Origin of the sequence: Burkholderia sp. AU45274, from assembly GCF_030482505.1 — a bacterium.
GTDB lineage: Bacteria > Pseudomonadota > Gammaproteobacteria > Burkholderiales > Burkholderiaceae > Burkholderia.
The window spans coordinates 30,610-45,356 of record NZ_JAUJQE010000022.1; the positions used below are offsets into that span (position 1 = coordinate 30,610).

The window sequence follows — 14,747 nt, forward strand, 5'->3', positions numbered from 1 at the left end:
CGCCGATTCTCCATGACTGACCGCATCGTTGCCGCATTCGATTTCGACGGCACCATCACGACGACCGACAGCTTTCGCCATTTCGTCCGCTATGCGGTCGGCACGCCGCGCTTCGCGTGGGCCGGATTGCGCGCGCTGCCGTGGATCATTGCGATGAAGGCCGGGCTGCTGTCGCGTGGCGACGCGAAAGCGAAATTCGCATCGTTCGCGTTCGGGCCGGTGCGCGAGGATGCGCTTGATGCGCAGGCGCGCACGTTCGTCGACACCTATCTGCCGAGCCTCGTGCGCCCGGAAATGCTCGAACGCATCCGCGAGCATCGGGCACGCGGGCACGAAGTCGTGCTGGTGAGCGCGTCGCCGTCGCTGTATCTGGAGAAGTGGGCGAAGACGGCCGGCTTCGATGCGGTGCTCGCGACGCGGCTGGCATTCGAGCGCGGCGCCTTCGCCGGCCGGCTCGACGGCGAAAACTGCTGGGGGCCGCAGAAGGTTGTGCGGCTGCGCGGGTGGTGGGGCGACCGGCCGCCGAAACAATTGTTCGCGTACGGCGACAGCCGTGGCGACAAGGAAATGGCCGAGCTCGCGAACTGGTCGTGGATCCGCGGGCAAGGGCCGATGCCGCCGATCGGCGCTTGAGGTGGTGCGTTACGCGTCGGCCTGAGCCTGGCGCGTGCCGCGCGCCGCACGATAACTGCCCCAGCGATTCGCCCGCGCGAACGTGCCGACGTCGTTGAAGCGCACGCCGACTTCACGCAGCGCCGCATGCGCGGTGCGTGCGGTCAGCTGGCGGATGTAGAACGGGTCGCGCACCACGAAGTGATGGATCGCGTGCGTGCTGCCGAAGTTGAAGCAGAACAGCTGGAACGGCAGCATCCACCACGGGTTGAGCACCTGCGTCTGCTGGATCACGTTGCGTGAATCGATATCGCCGAAGTAATGCATGTTCGAGCTGACGAAGTTGATGCAGAAGCTGCGCACGAAGTTCGGCCCGAGCCACACCACGGCGAGGAAATCGACGACGCTCATCACGCGCTCGACCATGGCCGGCGCCGTCACCGGGTAGCCGAACGCACGCAGCGCGAACAGGCCGACGTGATAGACGATGAACGCATGCCACAGCACGTAGTACACGTGACCGACAGGCATGTACGACGACACCTGCTCGACGCGCAACTGCAGGCGCTCGGACGGATCCTGCACCGGCTGCGCGGCCACGTACTGCTTCACCTTGCGGCGCATCGCGGTGGGCCGCAGCACGACGGCGAGCATGCCGTCCGCGATCATCAGCAGGCGCTTCACGCCCCAGCGCTCGCCGTTCGTGATGCCGAATTCCTCGAGATCCGATTCGCCGCCCGACACCTTGTGGTGATGCAGGTGCATGCGCCGCCGCGTCCACGGGTTGATCGTGCCGGGCCGCGTGAGCCAGCACAGCGCCATCATCAGGTGATAGGCCCACGGCGTCTTCTTGAAGTACATCAGGTGGATCAGGTCGTGCTCGAGCTCGTGGATCAGCGACGTGACGAACGCGGCGAGCGGCAGCGCGACGTACCAAGCGATCGATCCGCGCGCATAGAGCCACGCGATCGCGAGCATCGCGCTCACGGAGACGGCCATCACGGTCGCGCCGACGAGGTTCTGGTTGTCGAGCAGCGGAAAGCGCGCGCGAATCGCGTCGCTCGCGGCGTTGACCTCGCGGCGGACGTACGCGACCTTGTCCGCGTCGTGGCGAAAGGCGGTTCGTGCGGGTTGGCTCATCGACCGGGATTCCTGCGGAAAGGGTGGGGCGCAATGCCGATGTGACAAGCATAGGTGCGCACCGGGCCGCGCGCGAGGGCCGCGGGTGCCAATGGTGGTGTCATTTCGGGCCACGATGGCCGACCGGCGCGGCTAGAGTCACGCCCCGGTGTCATTGCGGGCCAGCGACGCTACAATCCGCCGAAACCGCTCCGGAGTCCGCCGCATGGTCCTGTCCGTCCCGGATGCCGCGCGCCAGCTGAACAAGGCGACGGTGTCGTCCGCGTATGCGCTGTTCATGCTGATGCTGGCCGAGGAGCGCGGCATCGACGGCGGCCGCGTGCTGGCCGGTTCGGGCGTCGAGCGCGACCGGCTCGCGCAGCCCGATGCGCGCATCACGCCGCTGCAGCAGGCAGCGATCGTGTTCAACCTGCTCGACGCGACGGACGACCCGTCGATCGCGATCGAGATCGGCCTGCGCAGCAGCCTGACGAAAGCGGGACTGATCGGCTTCGGGCTGATGAGCTGCGCGACGCTCGGCGAGGCGATCGCGCTCGGCATCCGCTACCTGCCGACGCGCGTGCCGTTCTTCTCGGTGCGGCTCGCGCAACTCGACGGAATCGTCGACATCGACGTGTTCGAAGCGTTTCCGCTCGGCCGGTTGCGCCAGTTCGCGGTCGAGAACTTCCTGGTCGAGACGGCGATCCTGTTCAACTCGCTGCTGCATCCGGTGCCGGGGCGCACACTGCAGTCGCGTGCCGAACTCCATTTCGAATGGCCGGAGCCGCCGTGGTTCGAGCGTTATCGCGCGCGGCTGCCGCGCTGTCATTTCGACGCGAGCGCGAACCGCATCCGCTGCGATGCCGCGTTGCTCGACGAGCCGATCGGCACCGCGAACGCGCACACCGCGCAGATGATCGTGCAGCAGTGCGAGGCCGAACTCGCGCGGCTCGGCTATGCGGAAAGCATCGTCGAGCGCGTGCGCAACCTGCTGATTTGCGGTGAGGGCGGCTATCCGTCGGTCGATGACGTCGCGCGCGAGCTGCATGTGTCGGCGCGCACGCTCAAGCGCAAGCTCGCCGAGTACGGCGCGACCTATTCGACGCTGCTCGACGAGATCCGGTTGCGCGACGCGCTGCGGTTGCTCGAAGGCACGCGGCTGCCGGTCGACGAGATCGCCGCGCGCGTCGGCTATACGGATCGCGCCAATTTCACGCGGGCGTTCAAGCGCTGGACGGGCGTCGCGCCGAGCGAGCGGCGCTGAACGCGGTTACGCACCGGCCTGCGTGGCGGGCCTGCTGCGGCATGCGCCGCGTGTCACGGCTTCAGACGATCGCGACCCAGTTCGCCCCACGTCCGCCCGGCACGCGTGCGCGCGGCGACAGGGCGCCGTCGTCCGGCGCGATCGCATACACCGACACGAATTCAGACTGTTCGCCGCAGGCGACGAGCCAGCGTCCCGACGGGTCGATCGCGAACCCGCGCGGCTGCGTTTCGGTGGCGGTCGCGTGCGCGGGTTCGAACGTGCCGTCTTCGCTGCGGCGATAGCAGAGCAGGCGGCTCGACGTGCGTTCGCTGACATAGGCGAAACGCTCGTCGGGCGTCAGGTGCAGGTCGGCGGCCCAGACGGACGGTTCGGTGGGCGCGGGCGGCCGCGCATGGCCTTGCGCGAGTTCGGCGACGGCCGGATGGCGCGCGCTCACATGTGCATCACCGAGCCGGCCGGTGTCGGGGTCGCGCGCGAACGTCGCAAGCGTGGCCTGGAATTCGCTGACGACGACGAGCGTGCGGCCGTCATCCGCGAATTGCAGGTGACGCGGGCCGAACCCGGCCGGCACGCGCGTTTCGCCGTGTTCGAGCGCGCGCAGGCCGGCTGCGTCCTCGGCGAGCGCGAAGCTGAACACGCGATCCGAGCCGAGCGAGCTGACGTATGCGAAACGGTTGTCCGGCGACACGATCACCGCGTGCGCGTTCGCGATGCCGCCCGTGACCTGCAGCGGCGTGCCGTCGCCGTCGCGCACGCGCGCGGCGTCGTAGAGGCTCAGCGAATTCCCGCCGTACGACGCGCCGAGCAGGCAGCGGCCGCTGCGGTCGAGCGACAGGTACGCATGGCTCGCGTCGATCGCGGTGGTGCCGATGCGCACGAGCGCGCCGGTGGCCGCCACGACGCGGAACGCGACGATCGTCGGCTGTTCGCCGCGCGTCGCGACGTAGAGCCGCGCACGATCGGCCGGCACGGCGATCGGCATCGCGACGTCGGCCGCGGGATAGCGGGTGAGCGGCGCAAGCGTGCCGTTGGCCGCGAGCGAGAAGGTGGCGAGGTCGCCGTCGGCGGCATTCGAGACGACGACGGTCAGGCGGTCAGTGTTCGGCATGGCGGAGCATCGAAGCGTTCGTGAAGGACGCGTCGGCCGGCAGGCCGCGCGGCGGATCGCTGCGCCGGTGCGTGCGCGCGAACAGCGCGGCGACCGCGGCGACGAGCGAAGCGACCGCGAGCGCATACAGCCCGCCCGTGATCGAACCCGTATGTTGCTTCAGATAGCCGAACGCCGTCGGTGCGACGAAGCCGCCGAGGTTGCCGACCGAGTTGATCAGCGCGATCACGGCCGCGGCCACGCGCGTGTCGAGATAGCCCTGCGGGATCGGCCAGAACAGCGACGAGGCGGCCTTGAAGCCGAGTGCGGCGAAGCAGATCGACGCGAACGACCATACCGGATCGCGCGACGTCGACGCGAACAGCCCGCACGCGGCGAGCACCAGCGCGACCGCGAGCCAGCGCTGCGGATGCCTCCACTTCGACGACAGCACCGCGAAGCCGTACATCGCGCCGATCGCGATCATCCACGGAATCGTGTTGTACAGGCCGACCTGGAAATCGGTGAGCCCGCCCATCTTGCGGATGATCGTCGGCAGCCAGAACGTGGCCGCGTAGATCGTCAGCTGGATCGAGAAATACAGGAAGCAGAACAGCATGATCTGCGGATCGCGCAGCAGCGCGGTGGCGCGCACCGGCACGTTCGAGCGGACGTCGCGCGTCGCGCGCTCGTCGTCGAGCGCGTTCTGGAGCGCCGTGCGTTCTTCGGCCGTGAGCCAGGTCGCGTCGCGGATATGCGATTTCAGCAGCAGCCAGCTCGCGCCGCACAGGGCGACCGAGAACAGCCCTTCGATCAGGAACATCCATTGCCAGCCTTCGAGGCCGAAACCGCGGATCGACAGCAGCGCGCCGGTAACGGGCCCGGACAGCACCGACGCGAACGCGGAGCCGCCGAGGAAGATCGCCATCGCCTTGCCGCGCTCCTGCGGCGGCAGCCATTGCGACAGGTACAGCACGACGCCGGGGAAGAAGCCGGCCTCGGCCGCGCCGAGCAGGAAGCGCAGCGCGTAGAACGACGTGTCGTTCCACACGAACGCCATCGCGGCCGCGACGATGCCCCACGTCGCCATGATCCGGGCCAGCCAGATGCGTGCGCCGTAGCGCTGCATCAGCAGGTTCGACGGCACCTCGAACAGCGCATAGCCGACGAAGAACAGCCCGGCGCCGAGGCCGTACGCGGCCGCGCCGATGCCGATCGACGCCTCGAGGTGGCGATCGACGAAGCCGACGTTCACGCGGTCGATGTAGTTCGCGATGAACATGATCAGCACGAGCGGCAGCACGTGCCACTTCACTTTCGAGACGGCGGACGCGAGCGGGTCGCGTCCGGACAGGGCGGGCGAGGGCGGGTTCAAGCGTGTCTCCGGTCGGGCGGCGGCGGACGGGGCGGTGGCCCGCGTCGGCATCCGGGTGGCCGTTTGTGTAGTATGTCGTCGTATGACATGGTACGCCTGAGTGTCGATGAAGACGTCGCGGGTTTACCCGGAAATTGCCCAGAAATTGGGGAATTTCATGAGGAGCGTCAGTGACTCGTTCATGTCTGATGACGTATGACATGAGACGGGTAGGCGCCCATTGCCGCGTCTTCGGTCGCGGCCCGCACTGCGCGCGGGGGGCATCGGACGGGCCGCCCGTCCGGCGGCTGCCGTCGCCTTTGCTACGCCATCGACACGACGCTGTTGAGCAGCGTCTTCACGAGCACGGCCTGCCGTGTGGCGCCCGTCTTCGCGAAGATGCCGCGCAGGTGCGCACGTGCGGTGTTCTTCGTGATGCCGGTCGCGGCGGCCGCTTCGTCGAGCGTCAGCCCGTCGACGAGCAGCAGCGCGATTTCGGTTTCCATCGGCGTGAGCCGGAACAGCCGGTGCAGCATGTCGCGCGACGTCTGCGGCGACGACGCCGGATCGCGGACGAACACGGCGACGGCTGGCCGATGCTGGCGGTCCTCGGCGCCGCGGTAGGGCGCGAGCGGGCGCAGCAGCACGCTCAACGGCATCGCGCCGCCGGGGCGCGACAGCGTGGTGGCTTCGATGCGCGCGAGCGCGCCCGCACGGAAATGCTCGAGCGCGGCCTGCAGCGCCTTCTGCAGCCGGCGCTCGTCGAGCGGGCACGATGCGTGGAGCCGCTCCTGGCGCACGCACAGCCCGTCCTGCTGCTCGATCAGCCGCTCGGCGATGCGGTTGCGCTTGATCACGCGGCCGTCCTCGTCGACGATCGCGGTGCCGACGTCGAGCCGGTCGACGGTGCCCGCATACAGCGCGCGTTCGGCATCGAGCACGTCGAACGCCGCGTGCAGCTCGACCGCCCGCTGCAGGTGCGGCAGCAGCGTCGCGACCTGCGCGCGCTCGGCCGCGTCGAAATCGCGGCCGCCGTGCGCGCGGCTCACGAAGAACGCGCATTCGACGCCACGTTCGCCACGCAGGTTCGCGCCGAGGATGTAGCGCAGGTCGAGCGGCTGCAGGTACTGCCGGTAGAAATCGTGCGCGCGCCACGCGGTTTCGCCGAACAGCCGGTCGGCCGTGAAGACCTGGCCGGGCGGCTGGTCGAGAAACGGGCACAGCGCGTAGAACTGCTCGCTGTACGACGGCTCGCCGGGCAGCAGCGGGCCATGCGCCGACGCGTTGATGATGAGCCCGTGCCGCGCGCCGCCGGGGTTGCGCAGCACCAGCGTCGTGAAGCGCGCGTCGAGCCGCGCGCGGACCGCTTCGAGGAAGCCGGCCCACGGGGTTGTCTCTGACGGGCCCTGATAGACGAGCCCGAGCCACGCGCTGAGTTCGCGCGCCGTCCACGCCGCGTCGTCGAAACCGTCGTGCGCGGCCGGGTCGCCGGGCGCCAGCGCGATGGGCATGCTCGTGTTCTCCTGGTCGGGATGAAGGATTCCCGGACCAGCATACCGGCCGCCCGGCGGCCCGCGTCATCCGAACGGAGTAGGCGACGCGGGCAGGCCGGCAACCGCCGGGCTGCCCGCTTGCGGCGCTTACGCCGCGCGCTCGCGCAGCAGGTACGCGACGATCCGATCGGCCGCTTCTTCCGGCGACTCGGCGACCGTGTCGACGCGCAGTTCGGGCTGCGCGGGCGGTTCGTACGGCGAATCGATGCCCGTGAAGTGCTTCAGCTCGCCGCGCCGCGCCTTCTTGTACAGGCCCTTCGGGTCGCGCTCTTCGGCCACCGCGAGCGGCGTGTCGACGAACACTTCGACGAACTCGTCGGGGCCGACCCGCGCGCGCGCCATGTCGCGCTCCGCGCGGAACGGCGAGATGAACGACACGAGCGTGATGAGCCCCGCGTCGAGCATCAGCCGCGCGACTTCGGCGACGCGCCGGATGTTCTCCACGCGATCGGCCTCGGTGAAGCCGAGATCGCGATTGAGCCCGTGCCGCACGTTGTCGCCGTCGAGCAGGTACGTGTGCTTGCCGAGTGCATGCAGGCGCTTCTCGACGAGATTCGCGATCGTCGACTTGCCGGCGCCCGACAGGCCCGTCAGCCACACGATCCGCGGCGTCTGCGCCTTCTGCGCGGCACGCGCGGCGCGGTCGACGTCGACCGCCTGCCAGTGCACGTTGTGCGCGCGGCGCAGCGCGAAGTGCAGCATCCCGGCGCCGACCGTGTCGTTGGTGACGCGGTCGATCACGATGAAGCCGCCCGTGTGGCGGTTGCGGTCGTATGGGTCGAACGCGACCGGCCGGTCGAGGCTCAGGTTGCACACGCCGATCTCGTTGAGCGCGAGCGTGCGCGCCGCGAGATGCTCGCGCGTGTTCACGTCGATCTTGTACTTCGGCGTCGCGCAGGTCGCGCCGACCGTCTGCGTGCCGAGCTTCACGAGATACGGGCGGCCGGGCAGCAGCGGCGCGTCGTGCATCCACACGAGCGTCGCCTCGAACTGGTCGGCCACCTCGGGCGGCGCATCCGCGCGCGCGATCATGTCGCCGCGGCTGATGTCGATCTCGTCGGCGAGCGTGAGCGTCACCGCTTCGCCGGCGCGCGCGAGGTCGCTTTCGCCGCGTTGCGTGATCACCGACGCGACGCGGCTCTCCTTGCCGGACGGCAGCACGCGCACGCGCTCGCCGACGCGGACCTCGCCCGATGCGATGCTGCCCGCGTAACCGCGGAAGTTCAGGTGCGGGCGGTTGACCCACTGCACCGGCAGCCGGAACGGTTCGTCGCTGGTCACGCGCGCGGCGAGCGGCAGCGTGTCGAGATGCTGCATCAGCGTCGGGCCCGCGTACCACGGCATCCGCGCGCTTGGCGCGATCACGTTGTCGCCGCGCAGCGCCGACATCGGGATGCTGACGATCTCCGCCAGCCCGAGCTCGGCCGCGAACGCACGATAGTCGGCGTCGATGCGCTCGAACACGGCGCGGTCGTAGTCGACCAGGTCCATCTTGTTGATCGCGAGCACCACGCGCTTGATGCCGATCAGCGCGACGAGATGACTGTGGCGGCGCGTCTGCGTGAGTACCCCCTTGCGCGCATCGATCAGGATCACGGCAAGATCGGCGGTCGACGCGCCGGTGATCATGTTGCGTGTGTATTGCTCGTGGCCGGGCGTGTCGGCGACGATGAACTTGCGTCGCGCGGTCGCGAAGAAGCGGTACGCGACGTCGATCGTGATTCCTTGCTCGCGCTCGGCCGACAGGCCGTCGACGAGCAGCGCGAAATCGAGTTCGCCGCCTTGCGTGCCGACCTTTTTCGAATCGGCCTCGAGCTGCGTGAGCTGGTCGTCGAACAGCATGTTCGATTCGTAGAGCAGGCGGCCGATCAGCGTGCTCTTACCGTCGTCGACGCTGCCGCACGTGATGAAGCGCAGCAGGTCCTGGGTTGGTGCGTGCGCTTCGTCGGCGGCGCTTGCCTCGGGCGCGGTGAGAACGTGTGCCATCAGAAATATCCCTCCTGTTTCTTCTTTTCCATCGAACCGGCCGAATCGCTGTCGATCAGTCGTCCTTGCCGTTCGGACGTGCGCGTCTCGCGCATCTCCTGCAGGATGTCGTCGAGCGACGTCGCGTCGCTGTCGATCGCGCCCGTCAGCGGATAGCAGCCGAGCGTGCGAAAGCGCACCTTGCGCATCTGCGGCACTTCGCCTTCGCGCAGCGGCAGGCGTTCGTCGTCGACCATGATCAGCGCGCCGTCGCGTTCGACAACGGGCCGTTCCTTCGCGAAGTAGAGCGGCACGATCGGGATGTCGTGAAGCTGGATGTACTGCCATATGTCGAGCTCGGTCCAGTTCGAGATCGGGAACACGCGCAGGCTTTCGCCCTTGCGCTTGCGCGCGTTGTACAGCGACCAGAGTTCGGGGCGCTGGCGCTTCGGGTCCCAGCGGTGCTGTTCCGAGCGCAGCGACACGATGCGCTCCTTTGCGCGCGATTTCTCCTCGTCGCGGCGGGCGCCGCCGAACGCGGCGTCGAAGCCGTAGTGATCGAGCGCCTGCTTGAGCCCCTGCGTCTTCCACACGTCGGTGTGCACGGCCGAGCCGTGCGTGAACGGATCGATGCCGTTCGCGATGCCTTCAGGGTTGATGTGCACACGCAGGTCGAGGCCGAGGCGCGTGGCCGTCTCGTCGCGAAACGCGATCATCTCGCGGAATTTCCAGGTCGTATCGACGTGCAGCAGCGGAAAGGGCGGCTTCGCCGGGTAGAACGCCTTCATCGCGAGATGCAGCATGACCGAGCTGTCCTTGCCGATCGAGTACAGCATCACCGGGTTCTCGCTCTCGGCGACCACCTCGCGCATGATGTGGATGCTTTCGGCCTCCAGCCGCTCCAAGTGGGTCAACATCGTTCGTCTCCTTGTTTCATGCCGGCGCCGCGCGACATGTGCGGCGTTTCGTGCATGACACCGACGGTATCGGGCGAGCGGCATGCCGATCTTCGTCCGGGTGGACTAAGCCGCGGCACGGCGGTGACGCGGATCTTTCCTTAGTCCACCCGGACGAAGTGGCGCGCGACGGCGACGCTTAAGGTGAGCGCTCGACCATCGGCGGAGACGACACATGACGGACGACAAACGTGCCACGCAATTGCTTTCGGGCCAGACCTGGGCCGACTTCTGCGACACCCTGAAACGCAGCGGAGAACAGATCCTGCGCGCCGAGGCGCCGGACGATCCGTTGACGCGCGCGGAAGGATTCCGCTACCTGAGCAGGCTGATGCGCATCGCGCTCGAGATGCACGTCGAGTTCGCGGACGGTGCGTGGCCGGGCTTTTTCTCGCCGTCGCACGAGACCGCGAAGATCGGCGCCGACAATCCCGACAACCTGTACCAGTACGCGCGTCTCGACGGCCGCTGCGAATATCGCGTGACGGGGCGGCGCGGCACGGTGGCCTACCTGAGCTTCGGCACGCAGAAGGGCGGCTACGAGACCGACGGCAAGATGCTGCAGACGGGCTTTCTCGACGCGAAGCAGCTCGATATCGCGCCGGACGGCAGCTTCGAGATCGTGCTGAGCGAAACGCCGCGTGCGGGCAACTGGGTGCGCATGGAGCCGGGCACCAACGCGCTGCTGGTGCGCCAGACCTTCCTCGACCGGCGCGCGGAAACGCCGGCACAACTGAAGATCGAGCGCATCGGCGCCGACGATCGCCCGGCGCCGCTCGACCCGCTCGTGCTGCAGGGCGGCCTCACGCGCGCCGCGCAGTTCGTCGAGCAGACGTCGAAGCTGTTCGCGGACTGGGCCGCGAGCTACCGGTCGCACGTGAATGCGCTGCCGCCCGCCGACCAGGCGCTGTGCCAGTCGGTCGGCGGCGATCCGAACATCTATTACTACCACTCGTGCTGGTCGCTGGCCGATGACGAAGCACTCGTGATCGACGTCGACACGGTACCCGACTGCGACTTCTGGAACGTGCAGCTCAACAACTACTGGATGGAATCGCTCGATTACCGGCACTTCGATATCTGCGTGAACAAGCACAGCGTGCGGCTGAATGCGGACGGCGGCGTGACGGTGGTCGTCGCGGCCGCACGGCCGGGCGATGCGAACTGGCTCGATACGGCCGGGCATCGCACCGGCACGATCTGCTGGCGCTGGGTGGGCGCCGCGCAGCCGGTGCATCCGCGCACGCGGGTGGTGAAGCTCGCGACGCTGAAGGAGGCCGCATGAACGCGCCGCTGGATCGAACCCGCACGCTGCTCGCGCCTGACGGGCTGATCGCCGAAGCCGTGTCGCGCGCGGGCGGACTGACCGCATTCGGTGACGGGCCGTATCGCGAAGCGCTCGACGTGATGTGCGCGTCGCTGATCGACGAAGCGAAGCTGTCCGCACGCGGCGCGGAGATGATGCGCGAGAAGCTCGTCGGCCAGCTCGTGAACCGGCTCGTCATCGAGGATTACTTCCGGCGTCATCCGGAAATCGCGGAGATCGCGATCGACGATCCGCTCGTGATCGTCGGCCTGCCGCGCACCGGTACGACGCTGCTGCAGCGCCTGCTGGCCGTCGACCCGCGCTTCCATGCGGCCGCGTGGTGGGAAACCCGCTACCCGGCGCCGCTTGCAGGCGAGACGCTCGCCGAGCCGACGGTGCGCATCGCGCGTGCGCGGGCCGAGGTCGCGACGATGATCGACTGCATTCCGCAGATCCTGACGATCCATCCGCTCGATGCGATGCTCGCGGACGAGGAGTTCATGCTGATGGAGCATGCGTTCGTGTGCGCGATGGATTCGTATGCGAACGTGCCGCGCTACACCGCGTGGCTCGCGCGGCAGGATCTCACGCCGGTCTATACGTACCTGAGGCGGATGCTGCAGTTCCTGCAATGGCAAAAGGCGCAGCGCGGCGTCGCGCCGGCTGCGCGCTGGCTGCTGAAGACGCCGCAGCACCTGCATGCGCTCGACGTGCTGTGCCGCGTATTTCCGCGTGCGCAGGTCGTGCTCACGCATCGCGATCCGGCGCAGACGATTCCGTCGATGGCGAGCATGGCGCACACGTTGTGGCAGATGTATGCGGACGATCCGGATCCGCTTGCCGTCGGTGCGCAGTGGAACGCGGGGATGGCACGCGCGATCGGTGCGGCGATGGCCGCGCGCGATGCGCTGCCGGCCGACCGCTTCCTCGACGTGCGCTTCGAGGACACGGTGTCGAATCCGCTCGGCGTTGCCGAGGCCGTGTACGCGTTTGCCGGGATGCCGCTCGATGCGCGGCAGCGCACGGCGATGACGGACTGGATGGCGCGCAACGGCCGCGACAAGCGCGCCCCGCACGACTATTCGATCGCGCGCTTCGGCTTCACCGATGCACAGCTCGCGCGCGACTTCGCCGCGTATCGCGCGCGGCACCTGCGGGCAGCCGGCTGACGGCCATTGCTCGCGAGATCAACGACAACCAGGAGACAACCCATGTTGCTGAAGGACAAGATCGTCGTGATTTCCGGAATCGGGCCGGGGCTCGGCGTGAAGCTCGCCGCCGAGGCCGCGCGCGAGGGTGCGCGCGGCGTGGTCGTCGCGGCGCGCACCCTCGAAAAGCTCGACGATGCCGAAGCGCGAATCCATGCGCTCGGCGTCGACTGCGATGTGCTGAAGGTGCAGACCGACATCACCGACCGTGCACAATGCCGCCAGCTCGCGACGCAGGCCGTCGAGCGCTTCGGCCGGATCGACGCGCTCGTGAACAGCGCATTCGTGCACGGCACGTTTCCGGAACCGGTGGAGGAGGCCGACCTCGACGGCTGGCGTGCGGTGTTCGACACCAACGTGTTCGGCACGATGGCGCTCACGCAGGAAGTCGTGCCGCACATGAAGCGGCACAAGCGCGGCGCGATCGTGATGATCAACACGCAGGCGACCCGCAAGCCGTTTGCAGGGGAAGGCGGCTACGCTGTATCGAAGGGGGCGCTCGCGGTTGCGGCAAAATACCTGGCGCGCGAACTCGGCGTGCACGGCATTCGCGCGAACAGCATCCACATGGGGTGGATGTGGGGCGTGCCGACCCAGACGTATTTCCGGCAGGCGGCTGCCGAGTACGGCATGACGGAAGAGCAGGTCATCGCGCCGATCGCGTCGAGCATCGCGCTCGCGAAGCTGCCGACCGACGACGACTGCGCGCGCGCGGCGCTGTTCCTCGCGTCGGACTATGCGAATGCGGTGACGGGCGCGACGCTCGACGCGAATGGCGGCGATTTCATGCCCTGACGATGGAGCAAAGGATCATGCAGGACAACCACGAAACACGACACTTCTTTGCATTCAACGGCGACGCGGACGGGCTGTGCGCGCTTCAGCAGCTGCGGCTCGCGGAGGGCGTGCACGGCACGCTCGTGACCGGCGTGAAACGCGACATCAAGCTGCTCGAGCGGATCGACGCGCGGGCGGGCGACATCGTCACCGTGCTCGACGTGTCGCACGACCAGAATCGCGACGCGTGTGCGCGGCTGCTGCGCGACGGCGCGACGGTCCGCTATTTCGACCATCACTTCGCGGGTGAACTGCCCGACGATCCGCGCTTCGACGCGCATATCGACACGGCGGCCGACGTGTGCACGAGCGCGATCGTGAACCGCTATCTCGACGGCCGGCACGTGCGCTGGGCGATCGTCGCGGCGTTCGGCGACGAGTTGCCGGCGCTCGGCCACGCGCTGGCGAGTGAGCACGGGATCGACGAGGCGCAACGCGACACGCTCGCCGAACTCGGGCTCTACCTGAACTACAACGCGTACGGCGAGTGTGTCGGCGATCTGCATTTCGACCCGGCCGCGCTCGCCGATGCGATGCTGCCGTGCGTCGACCCGCTTGATTTCGTGCGCGCGACAACCGTGTTCGCCGCGCTGCGCGACGGCTACCGCGACGACATGGCGCGCGCGTGCGCACTCGCGCCGCTGCGCGAGGTGCCCGGTGCGACGCTGGTCCGGATGCCTGATCATCCGTGGGCGCGGCGCGCGACCGGCATGCTCGCGAACGAGCGGATGCGCAACGCGCCGCATGCGGCGCTCGCAGTGCTGTCGCCGCGCGCGGACGGCGGGCTCGTCGTCAGCGTGCGCGTGCCCGATGGCCGGCCGCTCGGCGCCGACGAATTCTGTCGCGGCTTTCCGACCGGCGGCGGGCGCAAGCGCGCGGGCGGCATCAACCATCTGCCGGAAACCGAGTTCGACGCATTTGCCGAGCGATTCGAGGCCGCGTTCAGGCTCGATTGACGCAGCGGGCTGCGACGATGCGTGCGCCGTGCACCTGCGCACGACGCGCGCATCGCGAATGGATCAACCGGTCGCGCCCGCGAGCACGGCCGGCACGTTGTGACCGTAGCAGCGTTCCTCGACGCGCTCGGCGATGCGCCAACCTTGCGCGGTGCGCACGAACCGGTCGACGTACCACAGCCCGAGAAACATCACCTGCGTGCCGCCGTCCGGCAGCGCGACTTCCATCGGATTGAAGCAGATCGTGCGGCCGCGTGCGGTATCGCCGTCGAGCCGGATCGACAGGTTGGCGACCATGTGCTGGTACTGCGGAAACTGCGGCAACACGGTGCGCAGCCACGCCTTCACCTCCGGATAGCGGCCGGCGATGCCGCCCATCGCGCGATAGTCGATTGCAGCATCAGGGGTGAACACCGCGTCGAGCGCGTCGAAGTCGCGCGTGTCGATCGCGCTCGAATACGCGACGATCAACTCGCGGATGTCGTGATGGTCGGACAGCGTTTGCAGATCGGGCACCGGCGGCTCCC

The 14,747-nt window shown here is 68.4% G+C and carries 13 protein-coding genes; 6 read left to right on the forward strand and 7 right to left on the reverse strand.

The features are described from left to right. Positions 1-12: 12 nt before the first annotated feature. A complete protein-coding gene (locus QZM35_RS37015; RefSeq protein WP_089425816.1) occupies positions 13-633 on the forward strand; it encodes an HAD family hydrolase in 621 nt (206 codons plus the stop codon). Between the two features lie 9 nt (positions 634-642). On the opposite strand, the gene QZM35_RS37020 is transcribed toward QZM35_RS37015, so the two are convergent. Continuing rightward, positions 643-1,752: a fatty acid desaturase gene (locus QZM35_RS37020; protein ID WP_301777736.1), complete on the reverse strand. Its 1,110-nt coding sequence runs from the start codon at positions 1,750-1,752 to the stop codon at positions 643-645. 205 nt (positions 1,753-1,957) lie between these two features. Here QZM35_RS37020 and QZM35_RS37025 point away from each other — a divergent pair, with 205 nt between their 5' ends. Then, positions 1,958-2,995 (forward strand): AraC family transcriptional regulator, encoded by a 1,038-nt coding sequence (locus tag QZM35_RS37025; RefSeq protein WP_089431291.1) that lies wholly within the window; start codon positions 1,958-1,960, stop codon positions 2,993-2,995. Between the two features lie 61 nt (positions 2,996-3,056). Here QZM35_RS37025 and QZM35_RS37030 read toward each other — a convergent pair whose 3' ends face one another. The 5 genes from QZM35_RS37030 to cysD form a co-directional block, all read right to left on the reverse strand. Beyond that, positions 3,057-4,106, reverse strand: a complete 1,050-nt coding sequence (locus tag QZM35_RS37030; RefSeq protein WP_301777737.1) for a beta-propeller fold lactonase family protein — start codon at positions 4,104-4,106, stop codon at positions 3,057-3,059. After that, positions 4,093-5,460, reverse strand: a complete 1,368-nt coding sequence (locus tag QZM35_RS37035; protein WP_301777738.1) for an MFS transporter — start codon at positions 5,458-5,460, stop codon at positions 4,093-4,095. Before QZM35_RS37035 ends, QZM35_RS37030 begins: the two co-directional genes overlap by 14 nt. 302 nt (positions 5,461-5,762) lie before the next feature. Then, entirely contained in the window at positions 5,763-6,950 is a 1,188-nt protein-coding gene (locus tag QZM35_RS37040; protein ID WP_089425810.1) for a helix-turn-helix transcriptional regulator, read from the reverse strand. A 129-nt stretch (positions 6,951-7,079) separates the two neighbouring features. Then, on the reverse strand, positions 7,080-8,978 hold the full coding sequence (gene cysN / locus QZM35_RS37045) for a sulfate adenylyltransferase subunit CysN (protein ID WP_301777739.1): 1,899 nt from the start codon (positions 8,976-8,978) through the stop codon (positions 7,080-7,082). Beyond that, positions 8,978-9,958, reverse strand: a complete 981-nt coding sequence (gene cysD, locus QZM35_RS37050) for a sulfate adenylyltransferase subunit CysD (protein WP_277396923.1) — start codon at positions 9,956-9,958, stop codon at positions 8,978-8,980. Before cysD ends, cysN begins: the two co-directional genes overlap by 1 nt. A gap of 130 nt (positions 9,959-10,088) precedes the next feature. Between cysD and QZM35_RS37055 the strand changes: the two genes are divergently transcribed. The 4 genes from QZM35_RS37055 to QZM35_RS37070 are packed head-to-tail and all read left to right on the forward strand — an operon-like array spanning position 10,089 to position 14,220. Next, entirely contained in the window at positions 10,089-11,198 is a 1,110-nt protein-coding gene (locus QZM35_RS37055) for a DUF1214 domain-containing protein (protein WP_301777740.1), read from the forward strand. Beyond that, on the forward strand, positions 11,195-12,388 hold the full coding sequence (locus QZM35_RS37060) for a sulfotransferase (protein ID WP_089431284.1): 1,194 nt from the start codon (positions 11,195-11,197) through the stop codon (positions 12,386-12,388). Before QZM35_RS37055 ends, QZM35_RS37060 begins: the two co-directional genes overlap by 4 nt. A 42-nt stretch (positions 12,389-12,430) precedes the next feature. Then, complete coding sequence (locus QZM35_RS37065) at positions 12,431-13,222, forward strand: SDR family oxidoreductase (RefSeq protein ID WP_301777741.1); 792 nt, start codon at positions 12,431-12,433, stop codon at positions 13,220-13,222. Positions 13,223-13,239: 17 nt separating this feature from the next. Continuing rightward, positions 13,240-14,220 (forward strand): acetyltransferase, encoded by a 981-nt coding sequence (locus tag QZM35_RS37070; RefSeq protein ID WP_301777742.1) that lies wholly within the window; start codon positions 13,240-13,242, stop codon positions 14,218-14,220. 63 nt (positions 14,221-14,283) lie between these two features. On the opposite strand, the gene QZM35_RS37075 is transcribed toward QZM35_RS37070, so the two are convergent. Next, positions 14,284-14,736, reverse strand: coding sequence for a nuclear transport factor 2 family protein (locus QZM35_RS37075; protein WP_301777743.1), 453 nt, complete (start codon positions 14,734-14,736; stop codon positions 14,284-14,286). Between the last annotated feature and the right edge of the window lie 11 nt (positions 14,737-14,747).

Bases quoted from the DNA above. Each gene is read 5' to 3' on its own strand.
- QZM35_RS37015 (WP_089425816.1), top strand. From the start codon at position 13: ATGACTGACCGCATCGTTGCCGCATTCGATTTCGACGGCACCATCACG.
- QZM35_RS37020 (WP_301777736.1), bottom strand. From the start codon at position 1,752: ATGAGCCAACCCGCACGAACCGCCTTTCGCCACGACGCGGACAAGGTC.
- QZM35_RS37025 (WP_089431291.1), top strand. From the start codon at position 1,958: ATGGTCCTGTCCGTCCCGGATGCCGCGCGCCAGCTGAACAAGGCGACG.
- QZM35_RS37030 (WP_301777737.1), bottom strand. From the start codon at position 4,106: ATGCCGAACACTGACCGCCTGACCGTCGTCGTCTCGAATGCCGCCGAC.
- QZM35_RS37040 (WP_089425810.1), bottom strand. From the start codon at position 6,950: ATGCCCATCGCGCTGGCGCCCGGCGACCCGGCCGCGCACGACGGTTTC.
- cysN (WP_301777739.1), bottom strand. From the start codon at position 8,978: ATGGCACACGTTCTCACCGCGCCCGAGGCAAGCGCCGCCGACGAAGCG.
- cysD (WP_277396923.1), bottom strand. From the start codon at position 9,958: ATGCCGCTCGCCCGATACCGTCGGTGTCATGCACGAAACGCCGCACAT.
- QZM35_RS37055 (WP_301777740.1), top strand. From the start codon at position 10,089: ATGACGGACGACAAACGTGCCACGCAATTGCTTTCGGGCCAGACCTGG.
- QZM35_RS37060 (WP_089431284.1), top strand. From the start codon at position 11,195: ATGAACGCGCCGCTGGATCGAACCCGCACGCTGCTCGCGCCTGACGGG.
- QZM35_RS37065 (WP_301777741.1), top strand. From the start codon at position 12,431: ATGTTGCTGAAGGACAAGATCGTCGTGATTTCCGGAATCGGGCCGGGG.
- QZM35_RS37070 (WP_301777742.1), top strand. From the start codon at position 13,240: ATGCAGGACAACCACGAAACACGACACTTCTTTGCATTCAACGGCGAC.